23 protein-coding genes, 1 tRNA gene and 1 rRNA gene are annotated in these 19488 nt (G+C 60.3%); 12 read left to right on the forward strand and 13 right to left on the reverse strand.

Going from position 1 to position 19488, the window contains the following annotated elements:
* The first annotated feature begins 52 nt into the window (after positions 1–52).
* Both rrf and B7L71_RS14405 read left to right on the forward strand, forming a co-directional pair.
* Positions 53–168: ribosomal RNA gene (rrf, locus tag B7L71_RS14400) — 5S ribosomal RNA — on the forward strand.
* 328 nt (positions 169–496) lie between these two features.
* Positions 497–685 carry a hypothetical protein gene (locus B7L71_RS14405; protein ID WP_081138794.1) on the forward strand — a complete coding sequence of 63 codons (189 nt, stop codon included), beginning with the start codon at positions 497–499 and terminating at the stop codon, positions 683–685.
* A gap of 126 nt (positions 686–811) precedes the next feature.
* On the opposite strand, the gene B7L71_RS14410 is transcribed toward B7L71_RS14405, so the two are convergent.
* Entirely contained in the window at positions 812–1666 is an 855-nt protein-coding gene (locus tag B7L71_RS14410) for a Tim44 domain-containing protein (RefSeq protein WP_081138795.1), read from the reverse strand.
* Positions 1667–1808: 142 nt separating this feature from the next.
* On the opposite strand from B7L71_RS14410, the gene B7L71_RS14415 reads away from it, so the two are divergent.
* Positions 1809–2384: an isochorismatase family protein gene (locus tag B7L71_RS14415; RefSeq protein ID WP_016915955.1), complete on the forward strand. Its 576-nt coding sequence runs from the start codon at positions 1809–1811 to the stop codon at positions 2382–2384.
* Here B7L71_RS14415 and yaaA read toward each other — a convergent pair.
* On the reverse strand, positions 2381–3166 hold the full coding sequence (yaaA, locus tag B7L71_RS14420) for a peroxide stress protein YaaA (protein WP_016915956.1): 786 nt from the start codon (positions 3164–3166) through the stop codon (positions 2381–2383). The genes B7L71_RS14415 and yaaA overlap by 4 nt on opposite strands.
* 150 nt (positions 3167–3316) lie before the next feature.
* Positions 3317–4348, reverse strand: coding sequence for an NADP(H)-dependent aldo-keto reductase (locus B7L71_RS14425; RefSeq protein ID WP_016915957.1), 1032 nt, complete (start codon positions 4346–4348; stop codon positions 3317–3319).
* 249 nt (positions 4349–4597) lie between these two features.
* On the opposite strand from B7L71_RS14425, the gene B7L71_RS14430 reads away from it, so the two are divergent.
* Together B7L71_RS14430 and B7L71_RS14435 are read left to right on the forward strand one after the other, a co-directional pair.
* Positions 4598–5095 carry a tetratricopeptide repeat protein gene (locus B7L71_RS14430; protein ID WP_016915958.1) on the forward strand — a complete coding sequence of 166 codons (498 nt, stop codon included), beginning with the start codon at positions 4598–4600 and terminating at the stop codon, positions 5093–5095.
* A 50-nt stretch (positions 5096–5145) separates the two neighbouring features.
* Positions 5146–5655 (forward strand): hypothetical protein, encoded by a 510-nt coding sequence (locus B7L71_RS14435; protein WP_026001954.1) that lies wholly within the window; start codon positions 5146–5148, stop codon positions 5653–5655.
* On the opposite strand, the gene B7L71_RS14440 is transcribed toward B7L71_RS14435, so the two are convergent.
* From B7L71_RS14440 to B7L71_RS14460, 5 genes are all read right to left on the reverse strand, one after another.
* The gene (locus B7L71_RS14440; RefSeq protein WP_016915960.1) at positions 5656–6201 is read right to left on the reverse strand and encodes an LOG family protein; all 546 of its coding nucleotides are present in this window, start codon (positions 6199–6201) and stop codon (positions 5656–5658) included.
* A 50-nt stretch (positions 6202–6251) separates the two neighbouring features.
* Positions 6252–6773: a DUF501 domain-containing protein gene (locus B7L71_RS14445; protein ID WP_016915961.1), complete on the reverse strand. Its 522-nt coding sequence runs from the start codon at positions 6771–6773 to the stop codon at positions 6252–6254.
* Between the two features lie 12 nt (positions 6774–6785).
* Positions 6786–7088 (reverse strand): hypothetical protein, encoded by a 303-nt coding sequence (locus tag B7L71_RS14450; RefSeq protein WP_016915962.1) that lies wholly within the window; start codon positions 7086–7088, stop codon positions 6786–6788.
* A gap of 39 nt (positions 7089–7127) precedes the next feature.
* On the reverse strand, positions 7128–7535 hold the full coding sequence (locus tag B7L71_RS14455) for an acyl-CoA thioesterase (protein WP_081138797.1): 408 nt from the start codon (positions 7533–7535) through the stop codon (positions 7128–7130).
* Positions 7536–7599: 64 nt separating this feature from the next.
* Positions 7600–8406 (reverse strand): hypothetical protein, encoded by an 807-nt coding sequence (locus tag B7L71_RS14460; RefSeq protein WP_081138798.1) that lies wholly within the window; start codon positions 8404–8406, stop codon positions 7600–7602.
* Between the two features lie 62 nt (positions 8407–8468).
* Between B7L71_RS14460 and B7L71_RS17915 the strand changes: the two genes are divergently transcribed.
* Entirely contained in the window at positions 8469–8594 is a 126-nt protein-coding gene (locus B7L71_RS17915) for a hypothetical protein (protein ID WP_016915966.1), read from the forward strand.
* A gap of 19 nt (positions 8595–8613) precedes the next feature.
* On the opposite strand, the gene B7L71_RS14465 is transcribed toward B7L71_RS17915, so the two are convergent.
* Positions 8614–9045, reverse strand: a complete 432-nt coding sequence (locus B7L71_RS14465) for a hypothetical protein (protein ID WP_016915967.1) — start codon at positions 9043–9045, stop codon at positions 8614–8616.
* A gap of 38 nt (positions 9046–9083) precedes the next feature.
* On the opposite strand from B7L71_RS14465, the gene B7L71_RS14470 reads away from it, so the two are divergent.
* Entirely contained in the window at positions 9084–10247 is a 1164-nt protein-coding gene (locus tag B7L71_RS14470; RefSeq protein ID WP_081138800.1) for a MalY/PatB family protein, read from the forward strand.
* Between the two features lie 23 nt (positions 10248–10270).
* On the opposite strand, the gene B7L71_RS14475 is transcribed toward B7L71_RS14470, so the two are convergent.
* Together B7L71_RS14475 and B7L71_RS14480 are read right to left on the reverse strand one after the other, a co-directional pair.
* A complete protein-coding gene (locus B7L71_RS14475; RefSeq protein ID WP_081138808.1) occupies positions 10271–11215 on the reverse strand; it encodes a tetratricopeptide repeat protein in 945 nt (314 codons plus the stop codon).
* A 387-nt stretch (positions 11216–11602) separates the two neighbouring features.
* A tRNA-Met gene (locus B7L71_RS14480) sits at positions 11603–11679 on the reverse strand.
* Positions 11680–11955: 276 nt separating this feature from the next.
* On the opposite strand from B7L71_RS14480, the gene phbB reads away from it, so the two are divergent.
* Positions 11956–12702, forward strand: a complete 747-nt coding sequence (gene phbB, locus B7L71_RS14485; RefSeq protein ID WP_081138809.1) for an acetoacetyl-CoA reductase — start codon at positions 11956–11958, stop codon at positions 12700–12702.
* 95 nt (positions 12703–12797) lie between these two features.
* Here the strand turns inward: phbB and B7L71_RS18060 are convergent, their stop codons facing one another.
* A complete protein-coding gene (locus B7L71_RS18060) occupies positions 12798–14207 on the reverse strand; it encodes a DUF349 domain-containing protein (protein WP_446497434.1) in 1410 nt (469 codons plus the stop codon).
* Between the two features lie 65 nt (positions 14208–14272).
* Positions 14273–15610: a hypothetical protein gene (locus B7L71_RS18065; RefSeq protein ID WP_446497435.1), complete on the reverse strand. Its 1338-nt coding sequence runs from the start codon at positions 15608–15610 to the stop codon at positions 14273–14275.
* A gap of 181 nt (positions 15611–15791) precedes the next feature.
* Here B7L71_RS18065 and minC point away from each other — a divergent pair, with 181 nt between their 5' ends.
* From minC to sbcB, 4 genes are all read left to right on the forward strand, one after another.
* The gene (minC, locus tag B7L71_RS14495; protein WP_081138811.1) at positions 15792–16538 is read left to right on the forward strand and encodes a septum site-determining protein MinC; all 747 of its coding nucleotides are present in this window, start codon (positions 15792–15794) and stop codon (positions 16536–16538) included.
* A 158-nt stretch (positions 16539–16696) separates the two neighbouring features.
* Positions 16697–17515, forward strand: coding sequence for a septum site-determining protein MinD (gene minD, locus B7L71_RS14500; RefSeq protein ID WP_081138813.1), 819 nt, complete (start codon positions 16697–16699; stop codon positions 17513–17515).
* Complete coding sequence (minE, locus tag B7L71_RS14505) at positions 17512–17763, forward strand: cell division topological specificity factor MinE (RefSeq protein WP_081138815.1); 252 nt, start codon at positions 17512–17514, stop codon at positions 17761–17763. The genes minD and minE overlap by 4 nt, the downstream gene beginning before the upstream one ends.
* Positions 17764–17884: 121 nt before the next feature.
* Positions 17885–19378: an exodeoxyribonuclease I gene (sbcB, locus tag B7L71_RS14510; protein WP_081138816.1), complete on the forward strand. Its 1494-nt coding sequence runs from the start codon at positions 17885–17887 to the stop codon at positions 19376–19378.
* The last annotated feature ends 110 nt before the right edge of the window (positions 19379–19488 follow it).

Here is a 19488-nt window from a genome sequence, read left to right on the forward strand (position 1 = left end):
ACGTCAAAAATACGTCAAGAACACCTCAGCATGATATGCATTACCTGTTACGCCTGACGACCATAGCACGCGTGAACCACCTGATCCCATGCCGAACTCAGAAGTGAAACCGCTTAGCGCCGATGGTAGTGTGGGGTCTCCCCATGTGAGAGTAGGTCATCGTCAGGCACTTATTACGAAACCCCGGCCTTATGGTCGGGGTTTTGCTTTTTAGGGGTCTCCCCCTGAAGAGTAGCGGAGCGCCGCCCGCCGGGTGGCCGGCCCGAACATCGTCAGGCACTTATTAAGTAGAAAGCCCCGAGCACATTGTGTTCGGGGCTTTTTGCTGTGCGTTGTGCACAATAGTGGTGTGTGGACAGTGCACGATATTTACGCAAAGCAGGCGGGCTTAACATAATTTATAACAACTCCTTACTCTTCACATCTGGTGTACAACCCTGTGCTCTTTTAGTATGTAATTGAATGATTTGGAGTAATGACTCAGGAGGAGAACCACATGAATACGACGATCATCAAGAAGCTGGCGACTGCGCTTTTCATTGCGCTGATGGTAGGTGGTCTGGCGGCCTGTGATAATCAGGGTCCCGCCGAGGAGGCTGGCGAAAGTATCGATGACAGCATCGAAAGCGCCGGTGAAAGCCTGGAAGAGATGGGCGAGAGCATCGAAGACTCTGCCGAAAACTAAATTTGAAAAACTAAGCCCGCAATAAAGCGATGCAGCACCCGCCGTCTGAACGTGACGGGTCAAGCATAAAAAAACAGCCGCTGAATCAGCGGCTGTTTTGCGTTTCAGCGGTCAATGACCCGCGTATCAGGCACCCGGGTTCTGCTCGATGCCTTGCAGGTACCAGGGAGCCTGGTCACGCATGGCGCGTGTGAGGTGCCAGGTTTCGTTGAACTCGGTCTGTTCGCCGTTCTCTTCCAGTAGGCCATGGAAGATGACCGTGGCTTCGGCAACGCCGTCGTACTCATTGATATCGCCAAGCTCGGCGAACAGGCGCACGACTTCCGTGCGGTTGTTGGCAGGCTCCTGCGCGCGCTCTTCGCGCAGCAGATTGTAGAGCTCGGGGGTCACGTACTCCTGAATCTGGCTGAAGTCGTTATTGTCCCAGGCGCGCTGCAGCGTCATGAAGTGCTCCTTGGCGCCGCCGAGAAAGCGCTCTTTGTCGAACCAGGCAGGCGTGCTTTGCAGGCCGCTGGCTAAACTGCCGGGAGCTGCCGACGAAGAGAAGCTGGTGGGAGCCGCGGGGGCAGCGTCACCATGCTGTTCGCGCTGATAACCCGCTTGCGTGGCAGGACGACGTTGGCGCATGAAGGCGCGGAACGCGAAGACGGCGAGCGCTGCGACACCCACCATGACCAGCAGGTCCATCATGCGCAGCTCGTCGAAGGCGCCGCCAAAGAACAGCGCTGCCAGCAAGCCACCGGCCAGCAGGCCGCCCATCATGCCACCCATGCCGCCACGGCGAGCTGCAGCAGCGCCTGCCTGACCCTGCTGGGCAGGCTGGGCCTGTTGTTGAGCTGGCGTGCTGGCGGGGCGGTCCGCCGAGCGAGACATACTGCCCACGTTGCCACCACCGCCCATGCGGCGCGCTTCGGCATACTCGATAGCGGCACTCATACCCATCACGCTGACCAGCAGCATGACAAAAAACTGTCGTAACATTGAGGTTTCTCCCTTCAGGATGCAGAAAACGGAAGGCGCCGGGAACCCAGCTCCCAATCCATAAACGAGGGCCAGTGTACCGTGTAACGTCCTGTCTGGGTTATGCTGACACACACTATAAAGACAAAAGTAAGGTGAAAAAGTGCGTATTCATAAGACAGATAGTCTGCTGCTGCTGATCGATTTCCAGGCCGGATTACTGCCCGTCATCGAGGGCGGCGAACTGGCCATTCGTGAAGCGGCCTGGCTGGCTGGGGTGGCCGAGATGCTGCAGGTGCCACGCTGGCTGACTGAACAGTACCCGGAGCGTTTAGGCGGTACGGCGGCGGGGCTGGTAAAGGCCGTGGGCACACATGAACGATGGCAAAAAACGCATTTCAGCGTCATGGAAGAGCCTGACTTTGCACAGGCCCTCAAAGCGCTGGGGCGACATCAGATCATCGTTTGTGGCACGGAAGCTCACATTTGCGTACTGCAAAGTGTGCTGGGCTTGCGGGAGGCGGGCTACGAGGTGTTCTGGCTGAGCGAAGCAACGGCTAGCCGTCGCCGCGAAGAGGCGCAACTGGCCAAAGCGCGTGCCTGTGCGGCAGGCGCGGTGGCCGTCAGCGCCGACATGGTGGCGTATGAGTGGCTGCACCGCTGTGACACCCCGCTTTTCAAGGAGGTGCACCAGCGCTTCCTCAAACCGCGCTCACCATGGCCGGTAACCTTTTTCTAGCGGTCGCGGTCGGCTTCCTTGCGCGTAAAGACCAGCGTATCACCTTCCGATGCGGCCGAGTCGAAGCGATAACCTGCCACATCGAACGATGTCAGGGCATCGGGGTCGTTGATCTGTTGCTGGATGATCCATGCGCTCATCAAGCCACGGGCTTTCTTGGCGTAGAAGCTGATGATCTTGAACGTACCGTTCTTTTCGTCCTTGAACACTGGCGTAATGATGCGTGCATCCAGCTTCCGAGTGTCGATGGCCTTGAAGTATTCGTTCGAGGCCAGGTTGACCAAAACCCTGGAACCACTGTCTTCAATCGCCTGGTTGAGCGCGGGCGTGAGCACCGGCTTCCAGTAGGCATAAAGATCCTTGCCAGCATCGTTGGGCAGTTTGGTGCCCATTTCCAGACGGTAGGCCTGAATGAGATCCAGCGGGCGCAGCAAGCCGTAGAGGCCTGAGAGGATACGCAGATGCTGCTGCGCAAAGCGGTTGTCTGCCTCGCTGAAAGTCTCGGCCTGCAGACCGGTATACACGTCTCCTTGAAATGCCTGAACGGCGGGCTTGGCGTTATCGAGGGAGAAGGGGGGCTGCCATTCGGCAAAGCGCGCGGCATTGAGCCCGGCCAGCTTGTCGCTGATGCCCATCAAATCGCTCAGCTGTTGAGGTGAATAACCACGCAAGATATCGATCAGCGGCTGGCCATACTCCAGAAAGTCAGGCTGTGTCACCTGATCGGTAGTGGAGGGCGTTTCGAAATCCAGCGTTTTGGCCGGGGAAATGACGCTCAGCATGGCGGGCTCCTTTTGCCGTGACCAGGAATAGGCCACTGCCCCACGCGAACGTGCGGGCAGTGACGAGAAATCGTGCAGCTATTATATCAAGCCTTGGGGTGTGCCAAGGCTATCGGGGTGATAGCGGCAGGGCTATCGGGCGCAGGGGCATCAGGGGCAGGGATTTGGCATGCGGCGATGAATGTCATCGATGGCCGTGAGCACGTCTTCGTCCAGTTTGAGCCCTTCGCTGGCGAGGTTGCTTTCCAGCTGATCCATGGTCGTCGCGCCGATGATGTTGCTGGTCAAGAAGCTACGCGAGTTGACGAAGGCCAGCGCCATCTGCGCGGGGTCCAGGTCATGCTCTCGGGCCAGATCCACGTAAGCCTGTGTCGCCGCTTCCGCTTCTGGCGAGGTGTAGCGCTTGAAACGCTCATACAGTGTCAGACGGCCCTTGGGAGGCTGGGCGCCGTTGAGATATTTGCCTGACAGGACGCCAAAACCCAGTGGAGAGTAGGCCAGCAGCCCGACATCTTCACGATGAGCGATTTCTGCCAGACCCACCTCGAAGGAGCGGTTCAACAGGTTATAGGGGTTCTGAATGGAGGCCACCCGGGGCAGGCCCAACTGCTCCGAAAGATGCAGCATGCGCATGACGCCCCAGGGGGTCTCGTTGGAAAGGCCCACGGCACGAATTTTGCCTGCATCGACGAGTTCCTTGAGGGCCGATAGGGTTTCTTCGAGAGAGGTGGTCTCTTCATGCTCATCGTGCACATAGCCCAGCTTGCCAAAGAAGTTGGTGCTGCGCTCGGGCCAGTGCAGTTGATAAAGATCCACGTAGTCGGTCTGGAGCCGCTCGAGACTGGTGTCGATGGCCTGATGAAGGTGTTCCCGGCTCATTTTGGGCCCACCGCGAATATGATCCAGGCCTGGGCCTGCTGCCTTGGTGGCGATGATCACGTCATCACGGGCACCGCGCGCCTGCAGCCAGGTGCCAATGTAGCGTTCGGTGAGCCCCTGCGTCTCTGCCTTGGGGGGAACCGGATACATTTCCGCCGTGTCGATGAAGTTGATGCCAAACGCAACGGCGCGATCCAACTGTTCGTGAGCTTCGGCTTCGCTGTTTTGCTCACCAAAGGTCATGGTGCCTAAACACAGACGACTGACGTCGATGCCCGTTCTACCCAAGGGGCGCGTTTGCATTGACTCTCTCCTTAATTGAGACGTGATGTGCTCGGGTGGCAAGGCGCTGAGAAGCGCCATATTCGACCACTGGCAGCCATGTTAACGAGGCGCTACAAAAGCAGCAAATCAATAGGGTTGAGTCGGCGCCAAGGCAAGCGTATGCTTGCCAGCCCATTAATCGGCCCAGGGCTGATTTATCGCGTGGTTAGCGGCTCCTGAACGGCGCTAGCCGAAGTTTTCCAAGCAAAAGAGGCAGGGTGGTTTGCCATGCCGCAAGTATCATCGCTGTTGACTCGGCTGGAGTTTCGTCTGGCCGAGCAGCTGTTTCACACGCGTTGGCTGTTGCCGCGCTCGCCGCGTACCCAACGGCTGACGATGCGTCTTTTCAAGCGTTGTGCGGAAGCGGGGCATCCTGATGCCCAGTCGCTGTACGGGCACATGCTGTTTCATCGTAGCGTGTCGCCTCAGGATAAAGCGCGCGGAGCCCGCTATGTATTGGAAGCGGCCCAGGCGGGTGATGTAAAGTCACAGTATCAGCTTGCGTATATCTACGAGCATGGCTGCGTGCAGTATCCACAGCGTGAGGATTACGCGGTGACCTGGTATGCACGTGCAGCTCAGGCAGGCCATTACCTCGCGGCACAGCGCCTGGTGCGCGCCTACCGACGGGGGGAGCTTGGGCTGGTGGTAGACCAGGCCCAGGCCGCCTACTGGCTGAATCTGGCCGAACAACCTTCGCTGGCGGGCCGTCGCGCAGCGGCGTGAGCGGGTTCGCAGCAGGTCGTTGGCCTGCCGATAGACTGATGAGGAAAGCAGTGTCCGAGACGCTACCAACAGTGCTGGATATTGAAGCGTCCGGGTTTGGACGTGGCAGCTACCCGATCGAAGTTGGCATCGCACGTGCCGACGGCAGCTGCTGCGCGTTTCTGATTCAGCCCCTCGAAGAGTGGACCCACTGGGACCCGAAGGCCGAGCTGCTGCATGGCATTTCCCGTGATCGATTGATCAAGGAGGGCTACCCGGTGCGCCAGGTAGCCCACTGGCTGAACGATGAGCTGCGCGAACTTGGCAAGGCGTACAGCGATAGCTGGGGCTACGACAATACCTGGCTATCGCTGCTGTTCCATCATGCGGGCATGCTGCCGCGGTTTCGTCTGGAGGCGCTGCGTATCCTGATGAGTGAAGAGCAGCAGGCGATCTGGAGCGAGACCAAGGAAGCCCTCGTAGCCGAGCGCAGCATCCACCGTCATCGGGCAGGCGAAGATGCGCGCCTGTTGCAGCTGACCTACCAACGTACCCTGGCGCAGCTTGGCCGCTGCTCCTGACTAGCGTAGCTGGGTTTCCATCACATCCAGAAGTTGATCGGGCGTGGGCGCGTCCAGCAGCATGTCACGTGTCGTCTGAGCCATGAATCCGTGACCAACGGTGCCATCCAGGAAGGTCAGCAACGGAGCGTAGAAGCCGTCGGTATCCAGCAGCCCCATGGGCTTGTCGTGGAGACCCAGATACCCCCACGTCCATATCTCGAATAGCTCTTCAAACGTGCCAATGCCACCGGGCAGGGCGATGAATGCATCGGCGTTGGCCGCCATGGTCGCCTTGCGTTCGTGCATGTTGGGTACGCGAATCAATTCGGTCAGCCCGAAGTGCGCCTGTTCGCGCTCCACCAGGTGGTCAGGCATGACGCCGATGACGTCACCGCCAGCATCCAGCGCTGCATTGGCTAACGCCCCCATCAGACCTATCCGTGCGCCGCCGTATACCAGGGTATGACCGCGCTGGGCCAGTGCGCTTCCCAGCGTATGGGCCGCGTGACGAAAAGCGGGGCTGCTGCCTTCACGGGAACCGAGGTAGACACAAATACGTGACATGATAACGAGTCCTTATCGTAAACGGGGAGGGGCGGGGTGCCGCTGTCGACTCAAGCCAGGCAGCGTTGAACGTCGTAATGCTCATCCATCCACTGACCGATCACATTGTGGCCGCACAAGTGATGTGCGTACTGGGTGTGCAGGCAGCGTACCTGTTGCCAGTTGCTGATGCCGCCAACGCCGCGCTCGGTGAGCACATCGGTGTAACCCAGTCGTGCGACCTCTTCCCGCTGGGCTTCGCTCATGAAATGCCAACGCGTGGCCACGTAATCTTCATGGCTTTGTCGATAGGCGGCGAGAAACTCGGGTTCCTCCTGCAGGCGCTGCTCCAGCGACTTGATGACGCCCACGGCTTCGATACGCGATATCTCGATCTTGAGCAGATCCGAGCAGAGCCAGTACAGGGTAGGAAACGGTTTGTCGTCAACGATGGGGGCCATGCGCAGCACGAGAGGGGTGCCATGCGCATCGGTGGCTGCAACGGCTTCGATACCGCGTGGGGCACGCCCGAGCTGCTGGGTGATAATCGCCAGTTGGCGTTCGTCGGGTGCTTGGTCGGTACGAATAACCATTGCTGAGGGGTCTCACTGTTGATCGTCTTGAACGAATTTGGTCGAACGGCCTACGGCTCTGAAAAAGCAGCGGTTCAACTGCTCCGGTGACGCCACGTAGCGCCACTTCTCTTCGCAGTACTCCGCCGCTCGGGCCATCAGCGCATCGTAGAGCCGATTGAACGGGGCATCATAATCGTAGGGGTCTGCGCCAAACAAGCGGATGTGCGGGTAATCGGCAAAACGCTCCATGAAATAGCGCTCCAGGTCGGCCTCGACGGCGCGGTGCTGCGCCGTATTGTCGGGATCGATCCAGAGATTGTAGCGGATAGCCATAAGGACTCCTGATGCCCCGCCTTGGGTGGCCCATGTCGATCAGGCTGGTGCGGGCTCGGTGACTAAGTGTGTGGAAAGTGCCCGACGCAGCTCTCCTTCGAGGGGGACGGCACGCTTGGCATGATGGTCATAATGCACCATGACCGTGTGTCCCAGGTTCGTCAACGTTTCGCGTTGGCGTGCTTCCTGGGTCACGGTGAAGGAGCTGTTGCCCAGCCGAGTCAGGTAGGTACGTATTTCGATATCGTGGCCATAAAACAGTTCAGCGCGATAATCGATCTCCATGCGCGCCATGATCAGCCGCCACTGGCGTGGATTCAGATCAGGGGTGAAGAGCCTGAAAAGATCATTACGCGCCAGCTCGAACCAGGCGGGCAGGCGGGTATTGTTGATATGGCCCAGAGCGTCGGTGTCGTAAAAGGCTGGCTCGATGATACGTGTAAACATCGTTTTATCCTTGTTATGGAGGCGTCAAAATACCTTGTCAGCATTCACCCAAGCGAGCGCTTGGTCAAGCGCGACGTCGATGATACCAGGCAGTGAGCTGCATCCAGCCCAGCAGCCAGAGCGTCGCCACGGCAAACCCGGCCAGCGTGCCCCAGAAAAGCCCCAGCGTGTCATAGGTATAGGAAACGCACAGCGCATAGCACAGCAGTGAGCCCAAGCCCATGGGGTAGTGTTTGATGACCGTGGCCACGGGCGCATGGCCGTGATTCAAGTGCAGGATGAGCAAAAAAGGCAGCATGGTGACGGGGAAAGCCGCCAAGGTTCCCGCCCACTGAGGGGGCACCCAATGGGCAATCCGAGTGATGGTGAAGATGATGACGGTGGCCAGCGTGGCGCGTGCCAATAACGCTGACCAGGAAAACGCTCTGCCTGCCGAGCTTCTGACATCGGGCACCACACGAAATAGCCAGCTGAACAGCACGATGGCACACAGCGTGACCAGCGTACCAGTGACCCGCGTGAAGCTGAATTGTGCCAGCAGCGTACTGACGGCCAGCCAGGCAGCGAAACCGCCCAGTACGCCGCCGAGTACGCCCGACATGCCGGGTCGGCGCCCCGCCACGATGTAACCAGCCCCAAGGGCCATGGTGGCGGTAAAGCCCGCCAGGGTGTGAACGGCACTTTCGCTGGCAAAGGCGGGTGAGATTTCCAAACCGATGAAAAACAGCGCCAGTGCCGTGCCCAGCGGATAGCCCGAGAGCAGTCCAGCCACGCGTGGGCTGGCGCGAACGGCGACCGCCCCCAGACCCAATACCATGCTGACTGACAACCCCAGTTTGGCCAGTTGCCAGGTGAGCGGAACTTCTATCATGCGGCGTTTTCCTTGCTTTATTATGTGATTTATTAGTGGTGTGACAAACGTACGAGCGTGAATTGGCCGACCGCTTTGCCAGCCTGGAAGCGCTGCAAGCAGACCCGGAGATTCACGACTTCGTGACGTGGCTGGCCACCAAGCCAGCAGGTTTCAAGCCCAAATCGCCGGTGCGTAAACGCCGCTGAACCCGTGTTCATCCGGAGCCTAAACCAGGCGCAGCCCCTGCTGGTCCTGCCAGGCCGCTTCCAGCGCTTGCTCGAGCGGTGCCTTGAGATGCTCGGGCAGTGCGGCGTGGGCATCGTTCAGCGACACGAAGTCACGATTGCGCAGCCAGCAGTAGGCCCAGGCGCACGCTTCTTCTTCGCTTTGTGGCGCAGGGCGGGCAGGCATCTGGTTGAGCAGAAACACCGCCGTACGAGGCGCCCAGCGCGGTATTTCAGCAGTGCTTTCCTCGCACCACTGCCGGAGCGTGGCGCCGTTGGGAGTCGACTCCGGCGTGCCCAATTTGGCTACCCGTGCCGTTTCCGCCAGAATCAGCGCCAACTGATCGACATCAGCCCTGCCTAGCGACAGCCACTGACGCAGCAGTGCCGGGAGTCCTGTACGCACCTTGGTATAAAAGTCATCTTGCGGCATGCTGCGTGACTACCTCGTAAACATAAGTGAGACCGATCATGGCATTCGATTTTGCCACGCCTGTTGAGCGACGCGCGCCTGCCGGAGGTTATGCATCCCAAAAATGGCACCGCTTTGGTGCTGACGTGTTGCCGCTGTGGGTGGCCGACATGGACTTTCGCTCACCCCCTGCCGTCATAGACGCGCTTCAGGCACGGGTCGAACACGGCGTCTATGGGTACGGCGAAGTGCCCACCAGTTTGACCGATGCCCTCTGCCAATGGAGCGCCCAGCACTATGGCTGGACGATTGAGCCGAGCTGGCAGCAGTGGCTGCCAGGCGTGGTGCCGGCGCTGCACTTTGCCGCCATGGCGCTGACCCAGCCAGGCGAAGGCATCTTGACGGTCGCCCCGATCTATCCCCCCTTCATGGCGGTGGCTGCCCGTACGGGGCGCGTGGCACAGCAGGCGATGTTAGCCGAGCCCGCCGCCCCTGGCGAGCCCTGGACACTGGATATTGCCGCGCTGGAAGCGGCCATGACCCCACAAACGCGGCTGCTGCTATGGTGCCATCCCCACAACCCAACGGGGCGCGTCTGGACCACAGAAGAACTGACGGCCCTGGCAGCGCTGGTGGAGCGCCATGACCTGTGGGTGGTCTCGGATGAACTGCACTGTGACCTGCTATTGGGCGAGGGCGACAAGCATCGCCCGTTGGCGGCCATGTTTCCCACCCTGGCCAAGCGAATCATCACGCTGTGGGCACCGTCCAAAACCTTCAACCTGGCCGGGTTGACCAGCGCCTGTGCCGTCATCGCCGATGCCGAACTGAGAGAGCGCTTTGCCACGGCCACCAAAGGGTTCTTGCCCGATGGCAATGTGCTGGGACTGGTGGCTGCCGAGGCAGCCTACCGTGACGGGGAGCCATGGCGGCAGGCGTTGCTGGAGGTGCTACGCAGCCATCGGGCAACGCTGGAAGCACGCGTGGCCATGTGGCCCGGCGTCTCGCTGAGCGCGCCAGAGTCTACCTATCTGGCGTGGCTGGATATGCGTGAGGCGGGTCTGGGGGCATCTCCCGCCCAGGCACTGTTGGAGCAGGCAGGCGTGGCGTTGTCAGACGGTACCGCGTTTGGCTGCCCGGGGTTCGTGCGCCTCAATTTTGGCACCACCGCTTCCCAACTGGAAGCGGCGTTGTCACGGATGGATGCGCTGCTAAAAGCGTGATGCGCTGCGCTGGTTGTACAGCATCAATAAAGCAGGGCAAACAGCTTGCGGCGGTAGGTGACCGTCAACGGATGGTCGGCTCCCAGTGCATCGAATACCTGCAGTAGCGTCTTGCGGGCCGCGTCGTCGTTATAGGCGCGGTCCTGCTTCATCAGCGTCAGTAAGGCTTCCAGGCCTGCGTCGTACTGACCATCGGCCACCTGGCGCAGCGCCCGCTGATACTGCGCTTCGCTGTCCGTGCGATCACCCAGCGTGGCGATCTCTTCGGCAGGTAGCGCCTGTTCGCTGAACTCGATGCTGGCGCGCACGCCACGCGCGGGCGCGGCATCGCGCTCTTCGGGGGGCAAATTGTCCAACACACTGCGCGCCTCTTCACCGCGGCCTTCGGCGACCAGCGCTTTGGCCAACCCCACCTGATACGCGTAGTGCTCGGGATATTGGCCCATCAGCGTTTGGTAGATCTCCCGTGCGCCAGCGGCGTCGCCAGCCCCCAAGGCTTCCTCTGCCTGCTCTTCGGGGCTGAGCGGTGCATCACTGGGAGCAGGGAAGTAGCGATTGAGCCACTCGCGGACTTCTTTCTCTGGCAACGCCCCCTGGAAGCTATCCACCAGGCCACCCTGGCTCACCAGCTTCACGTCTGGCACCGAGCGCACGCCAAGCTGGCTGGCAATTTCCGGGTTGGCTTCCACGTCCAGCGTGGCCAGCAGAAACGCCCCGGCATACTCGACGGCCAGCTTCTCGAGCACCGGCATCAGGTTTTTACAAGGCTCGCACCAGGGAGCCCAGCAATCCAGGAGTACCGGTACCTGCATGGACGCTTCCAGCACCTGCTGAATATTGCCCGCGTTCAGTTCGATGATGACCTCTTCGCGAGTAACGGAGGGGCGCTCACCCTGTGCAGCAGCACTCTGGCTGGTCGCGGGGTCGGCCGTCAAAGGGTTGCCGGTGCGGGGATCGATAATCGACATGGGTAAACTCTGCATCGCGTGAAAAAGGGATTACCCTTGGATATGCAGGCGTGAGGCGGAGGATTCAAGCAATGTGTTGGAAATAAAACGTTGGCTGCATAAGTTTTGCTGCAGGAGTGACGCATACAAAAAAGGTTCTACGCAGACTGGCTTGAAAGCGAAGCCATTCTCGGCAAACTGCGATGAACCTTGTTGATGGCGGATAGTCACGTGAGACAGCCATAAACCATGATGAACATCGGCGCGTCATGGATTCATTGGGCGACTGCCTGGGCAAGCACTGGTGCCGCCATCATCGCGGGCTAAAGCCCCCTCCCACCGGGCCATTGCACCTACCATACAGGCACAAAAAAGCCGATCCTCGAAAGAATCGGCTTTTTCTATGTTTGGTAGCGGGGACCGGATTTGAACCGATGACCTTCGGGTTATGAGCCCGACGAGCTACCAGACTGCTCCACCCCGCATCAACGTGTGGCGTATTCTACGCATTTTTATCGCCAAGTCAACCCCTTCGATAAAACGCTTTTATGCTGGCGGTCATGATCATCGTGCTGCAACATGGCCAGAGTATAGCTATGCTTTCAGTAGGCATAATAAAAAGCATGCGGTCAGCGTGCCGCTGATGAGTTCAAGCGGCTCGCTGTCAGTGAGAAAAGCGTGAAGGCGCTTATTCAAAGTGGCTTGCGACACCATAACAGTGCTTACAGTCCAAGCCATTTGTCATATCAGGGAGGTAGTCAATGGCCAATCAAGCCCCCGTCGCCTGGGTAACTGGTGGAACTGGTGGAATCGGAACGGCAATCTGCCGCGCGTTGGCAGATGCGGGTTATTTGGTGGTGGCGGGGTACCATAACCCTGACAAGGCCAAAACATGGCTGGAAGCGCAGCAGGCCGATGGCTATGACAACATCGCACTGTCCGGTGTGGATTTGTCCGACCACAATGCCTGTATCGAAGGTGCCCGCGAGATCCACGAAAAGCATGGCCCCATCAGTGTGCTGGTCAACTGTGCCGGTATCACACGCGATGGCACCATGAAAAAAATGTCCTATGAGCAGTGGTATCAAGTCATTGATACCAACCTCAATACGGTGTTCAACACGTGCCGCAGCGTGATCGAGATGATGCTGGAGAATGGCTACGGCCGGATTATCAATATCTCCTCCATCAATGGACGTAAAGGACAGTTTGGCCAGGTGAACTATGCGGCGGCCAAGGCCGGTATGCATGGTTTGACCATGTCGCTGGCGCAGGAAACCGCCACCAAGGGGATTACGGTCAATACCGTATCGCCGGGCTATATCGCCACCGATATGATCATGAAGATTCCCGAGCCGGTGCGCGAGGCGATCCGTGAAACCATCCCGGTGAAGCGCTACGGCACGCCGGAAGAGATCGGCCGCCTGGTGACCTTCCTGGCAGACAAGGAGTCGGGATTCATTACCGGCGCCAATATCGACATCAACGGCGGTCAGTTCATGGGCTAAGCCCTGCTGTCAGGCACGACTCTTCACAAGAGCGATGTGAAAAACGGGAGGCCATGCGCCTCCCGTTTGCGTGAGTGCCGTCTGCTTTTGGGGATTCAGGGCTGGGGTGGTCTGGCCAGTCGCTGCAGCAGTCGCTCGATTTCAGGCGCTTCTTGCTGCCACAGTTCGCTGGGTAACGGTCCCAGTGCGAGCAGCTCGGCCAGGACGTCATTCAGCTCATCGACGGGGCTGCGCGTTTGATGAATACCGCTGTTGAGCCGCTCGACCTGAATGGCCAGGCGAAGCGGCTCGTCACGTTGATTGACGGTTCCCAGCGCCAGCAATGAAAGATGCACCCTCAGGCGGGCCAGTGGCTCTTCCAGAGCGTTATCCTGCGCGGGCGTTCCGGCGGCAAGCAGCGCTTGTCGGGCCTGGTTGCGCTGCTGATGCGCGTTTGCAAAGTGTTCGGGCAGCGGTGGGGCCTGTATTTGGGATGCGTCGACGCTGGGCGTGGACTCGCCTTGTAAGGCCTGCTGGTCGGCCTGCAAATGCGCGTGGATAAGGGGCGTCAGCGCTTGCCAGCGGGCTACGGCCTCGGTCATGGCCAAACGGTTGAGTCGCTCGCGCTTGGCACGCACGATGCCGCCCAAACGGCGCTGCATGCCGTCACTGCGCCGATGCCTGGGCAGGGGCTCCCACTGCTCGACACGAGAGAGATACTGTTCCAGCGTACGGGTGTCACTGGCATGGGTGGGCTGCCAGCTGTCCATTTCATCAATGATCTCCTGCAGCTGGTCCAGGGACTGCTGTTGCCGCGAGGCTTGTGCCTGCTTGCGAGCCTCTCGCTGGGCAAACAGCTGGTCGCAGGCGCTGCGGAACGCCTTCCAAAGGGCCTGCTCTTCCCCCTTGGGTGCGCGGCCTAGCGTCCGCCACTGCTGCTGCAGCTGTTTGGTACGCGCAATACGCGCGTCCAGCGGCTGTGCGTCCTCGCTTTGCAGGGCATTGACCTGCTCGATCAGGTCACGTTTTTGATGGGCAATCTGCTCCGCACGCTGATCGATCAGAGCCTGCAGCCGATGGCGAATGGCGCCAAATCGTCGGCCAATCGCTTCGCTATGCTCGCGTGGTACGGGGGAGTAATGGCGCCACTGAAGACGTGCCTTGTCACGAATTTCACGCAGCACGTCCGGGTCGGCATTTTCGGCAGGCTGGGCCAGCAGGGTTTCGAGCTGTTCGCAGAGCGCTTCACGGCCACGCAGGTTGGCACCGCGTTCGGCGTCGAGCTGTGCGCGCCAGGGGGCGAGGCGCTCGTGAATCCGGTCGGAGGCGTGGCGAAAGCGTGCGGATTGCTCGCGATTGGCGGCGGCATCTCCCAGTGCTTTCCACTCCTTGACCAGTTGGCGGTGATGGCGATCCAGTGCCGCTTCGGCCATGTGCTGGTCGTCGGCCAGCGTCTCGATGCTGGCGCACAGCTGTTCACGTTTGGGACCTGCCACGAAGCCGCGCCAGTCACGTAGTTCGGCCAACCGGGCGCCTAGCTGCTTGAGCCGCCGCTTGAGGGGTTGGGCCTCGTCGCCGGACAGCGCTTCTATCAGCGGTTTGAGGCGCTGGTGCTGGCGGCTGGCGCTTTTGAACGAACCGCGCTCCAGCAGATGCTCGAAGCTATCCAGGTCGGCGGCCAGGGCCTTGAGCGAAGGCCCCGGGGGGGTGTGGCGCTGGTTTGGGGCGTATGTGCCAGCTGTGTTTGCGCCTGTGCCAGCAGTGCGGGAGACGTCAAGGTGGCTGGCCAATCGCACTGGGTCATCAGTGCGCTGAGCGCCGCCGTGTCGTGCTGGACCACCGCTTGCTCCAGCGCGCTGCGTACCGCCAGCCAGCGCTGCCAGGCCTCCAGGCAGTGTTCGTACTGCTGCAGCACCTGATAATAGCGCTGCTGGGCAGTCTCATGGGGGGCGTGCTGATCGGAGAGCGCCTGCCAACGCTGGTCCAGCAGCTGTCGCTGGGCGCGCAGGCTATCGATATCCTGAGCCGTCAGGTCAGTGCCGTGAGTCAGGCCTTCCAGCGTTTCTTCGAGTCCGCTCAACAGCTGATCGCGGGTGTTCTCGACTTCGGCCCGGCGAGCCAGGCTTTGCTGGCGTGCCTGCTCCTGTGCTTCATGGTCTTGCAGCGTTTTGCGGCAACCCAGTACGGCCTGCTGGAAGCGTTGCTCCTGTTCGGCAGTGGCCGGGTGATCCAACTGACGCCATTCCCGCTCGAGGTGGCGAAAGCGACCGCCATAGAGTGGTTCCCAGGGGGCGTGGGCATGCTTTTCCATTTGTGCTAGAAGGTGCTCGCGTTGAGCCTGCTGCTCGGCCAGCCACTCGGCATCGTCACGTCGCTGGGTGAGCCTTTCCCTGGCCAGCCGGACCACTTGCCGGTCACGCCGGGCTTCTTTCAGGAGGCGCTTGAGGTTGTCTTCGTCGGTGATACGCTCGGCCGCCTGCTGACGTACGGCCGCCACGCTGTTATGGCAGGCGTGCTCCACCAGCATCTGCTCATCGGTCATCCGTTCCAGGGCGGCCAGGCGCAGTCTCAGGTTGTCGCCCTGGGCGGCTAGCGCGTTCAATAAGCGTGGGTCAGTCAGTTGCGCCACGACAGTCTGTCGCGTGGCCAGGTCGGTGCGGCCCTCGGCTCCGGTGAGCCGCTGGCAAAGCGCGTTGAACCACGCCTCGTTATCGGCCTGTTCGGGATAGCCTGCCATCAGGCCTTGCAGGTCATCCAGCGCCAGCAAGGCGGCCAGTGCTACCTCGGTGTTGTCGTCCTGGGCGAGTGTGACAAGCGCGGTGCGCTGCTCAGGATGCTGTGGGTCCAGCGTATGAAGTGCCTTGAGACGCACCTCGGGATCGGGGTGTTGCCACCGAGGAGCGAACAGGCGTCGTAACAGTCCGTGCATGGATCATCCTGCCAAGAGGTGCGTAATATGAAAAAAATCAGCCATCGATGAGTAGGCGGTTGCAGTCATCGTCACTGTCGCTTAGCTTTGCCCTATGGTTGTGAGTTTTCCAGTCAATCACAACCCAAGGCGTGAGATTGCGCTACCCTTATTTTATCTGAACAAGACATGGAGTTCGGCCATGAGCCTCAACGCCAACAGTGCCGACATAGCCTTCACCTTCAAGGGCGGCATGCTGCCGATGACCGTCATGGAGCTGACCAGTGCTGACCCGGAGCGCATCCGTCGGCAGTTGGCTGGCAAGTTGTCGCAATCCCCCGCGTTCTTTCAGCATACACCGGTTGTGTTGAGCGTGGAAAAACTCGATGAGCCGCACCTGGCACTGGAGCGTATCTGTGCCGTATGTCGCGATCACAAGCTGCTGCCCGTGGCCGTGCGCGGTGGGGCCGAGCCAATACGCCAGTCTGCCTGGGCGCTGGGGTTGGGCTGGTTTGCCCCGGTAGAAGAGGGGCGCGCAAGGGCGTTGGAAAGTGTCGCGCCGCTGGCTGAATCGACCCCAGCGGCCGATGAGGAAGCGCTCCCTCCCGCCCAGACATCGGGGGTGACGCGTCTCTACCGTGGCACCGTGCGTTCTGGGCAGCAGGTAAGCTCCGCCGCAGGTGATCTGATCGTGATTGGTGCGGTGAATGCGGGCGCCGAAGTGCTGGCGGCAGGCAGTATTCATATTTACGGCGCTTTGCGAGGGCGCGCTCTGGCGGGCATCCATGGCAATACCGATGCCGGCATCTACTGCCGGGAACTGGAAGCCGAGCTGCTGTCCGTGGCGGGCAACTACAAGCGCCTGGAAGATATCGACTCTCAACTGCTGGGGCGGTCAGCTGAGGTGCATTTCATTGCGGAACAGCTGGATATCAAACCATTGGACTGAGCCGAGTGGCTGAACCGCCGGGCAGAGGCTGATGTTTTCTGCCTGGCGACGCCGCCCTCGCGATCCGTTACAGTACCGCTTTTGACGACATTGATGTTCCCGTTAGGTGAATAGCGCCACGGCGCTCGCCATAAACGACTTCAAGAAGGAAGTGACTCTTGGCCAAGATTATTGTGGTGACCTCTGGTAAAGGGGGGGTCGGTAAAACTACCAGCGCTGCGGCAATTTCGACGGGGCTGGCGCTACGCGGCAAGAAAACCGTCGTGATCGATTTCGACGTGGGGCTGCGTAACCTGGACTTGATCATGGGGTGCGAGCGCCGGGTGGTCTACGATCTGGTCAACGTGATCCAGGGAGAGGCTGGTCTGAACCAGGCGCTGATTCGTGACAAGCGGGTAGAAAACCTGTTTATCCTCCCCGCCTCGCAAACCCGCGACAAGGATGCGCTGACCCAGGAGGGTGTGGAAAAGATCCTCGAGCAGTTGAAAGAGGATTTCGACTTTATCCTGTGTGACTCCCCGGCAGGTATCGAGCGCGGTGCCCAGTTGGCCATGTACTTTGCCGACGAGGCCATCGTGGTGACCAACCCCGAGGTATCGTCGGTACGCGATTCGGATCGTATTCTGGGGCTGTTGGGCTCGAAAACCCAACGTGCCGAGCAGGGGCTGGAGCCGGTCAAGGAGCACCTGTTGATCACCCGCTACAACCCGTCGCGTGTGACCTCGGGCGACATGCTCACGCTGGAAGACATTCGCGAGATTCTGGCCATCGACCTGTTGGGGTTGATTCCGGAATCCGAAGCGGTGCTGCGCGCTTCCAACCAGGGGGTGCCGGTGACCCACGATGCGGCCAGTGATGCTGGGCAAGCCTACGCCGACACTGTGTCTCGGCTGCTGGGTGAAGAGATGCCGCTACGTTTTCATGAGCTTCAGCGCAAGGGATTGCTGAGCCGGATGTTTGGGGGTAGTCGTCGATGAAACTGCTGGAATTCTTGAAGCGTGAGCGCAAGAAATCCGCCTCGGTGGCCAAGGAACGATTGCAAATCATCGTGGCGCATCAGCGTAGCCAGCGTGGTCAGCCAGACTACATGCCGCTGCTTGAGCGCGAACTGCTGGAGGTCATCCGCCGCTATGTGCACGTGGATGACGATGCCATTCAAATCTCGTTGGACAGAGAAGACAACTGTTCGGTGCTGGAGCTGAACGTGACGTTGCCCAAGAGCTAGGGGCTGGGCGATGTAGCGGCGATAGGCGTCGTGGGTGTGCTAGTCTTGAGCTTTTGTTCCCACCCGACCCGCATGGGCGTTGCCTGTGGGTGGGGGATTTCGCTCAAGGGAGTATGCATTCATGGCGCCATCCCATGCCGCCCCGGCCAGTTTTCTATGGCACGACTACGAGACCTTCGGTGCTGACCCACGCCGTGATCGGCCTGCCCAGTTTGCGGCACTGCGCACCGACGCCGAACTCAACGAAATCGGCGACCCCATCGAGCTCTACTGCAAGCCCGCCGACGATTACCTGCCGCACCCGGCAGCCTGTCTGATTACCGGTATCACGCCTCAGAAAGCCCGTCGCAAAGGGCTGCCGGAAGCCCAGTTTGCCCAGCAGGTACAGCGCGCCATGAGCGAGCCGGGCACCTGTGTCGCGGGTTACAACAGCCTGCGCTTCGACGATGAAGTCTCCCGCCACCTGTTTTATCGTAACCTGCTCGACCCCTATGCCCGTGAGTGGCAGAACGGCAATTCTCGCTGGGACCTGATCGACGTCGTACGGGCTTTTTACGCGCTGCGCCCGGAGGGTATCGAGTGGCCGCTTCGTGACGATGGCGCACCCAGCTTCAAATTGGAGCATCTGACGGCGGCCAACGGCATTGCCCATGAAGGGGCCCACGATGCGGTGGCCGATGTGCGTGCCACCATTGCCCTGGCAAGGTTGCTCAAGACGCGCAATCCCAAGCTGTTCGACTACTTGCTGGGCCTGCGCGGCAAACGGGCGGTGGCCCAGCAGCTGGATTTGCCGAATGCCAAGCCGCTGCTGCATATTTCGCGCCGCTACCCGGCCAGTCGTGGCTGTAGCGCCCTGGTCATGCCCTTGGCCGAGCATCCCACCAACCCCAACGGGGTGATCGTCTATGACCTGAGCGTGGCACCGGACGACCTGCTCTCATTGAGTGCCGAGCAGATTCGTGAGCGGGTGTTCGTCAGCCAGCAGGATCTTTCTGAAGGCGAGGCGCGTATTCCCCTCAAAGTGATTCACATCAACCGCTGCCCGGTGGTCTTTCCAGCCACGGTGCTCAAGGATATCGAGGGTGAGCACAAGGGAGAGTACGGGGCGATTGCTGCCCGGCTGGGTGTGGATATCGAGGCCTGCCGAGGCCACTGGAAAACCCTGCGCGCTGCCGCCGGGGTGGCCCAGAAGGTCAGAGAGGTGTTTGATGCCAAGCATGACGCATCGCCCCAGGACCCTGACCTGATGCTGTACGCCGGCAGCTTTTTCTCGGCGGCAGACCGCCAGCAGATGGAAAGCGTGCTAGCCATGGAGCCATGGGATCTGGTGGGCCAGCGCTTTGCCTTTCAGGATCCGCGTCTGGAAGAGATGCTGTTCCGCTTCCGCGCCCGTAGCTATCCGGAAACGCTGGAAGGCGATGAGCGTGAGCAGTGGGAAGCTTTTCGCTGGATGCGCATGAACGATCCGGCGTTATCCGGGTTTACCTTGAAGGCGTTTGCTCGAGAAATCGAACGTTACAATCAGCAGTCGCTGAGTGACCATGAGCGGCAGATACTGGAAGAGCTGGTGATGTACGTGGAGGCCATGATGCCCGCCCAGGCGTTCGACGCCTGAGCGGGGTGGAAGGCTAGCGCTCGTTGAAGGAGGCGCGTGCGTTGCGGTAGGCGGTGATGTCGCTGGGCGCGTCACCCGGGTCGAAGCGAATGTCCAGACGATGGCCGAGC

Source organism: Halomonas sp. BC2 (assembly GCF_002078115.1).
Classification (GTDB): domain Bacteria; phylum Pseudomonadota; class Gammaproteobacteria; order Pseudomonadales; family Halomonadaceae; genus Vreelandella; species Vreelandella stevensii.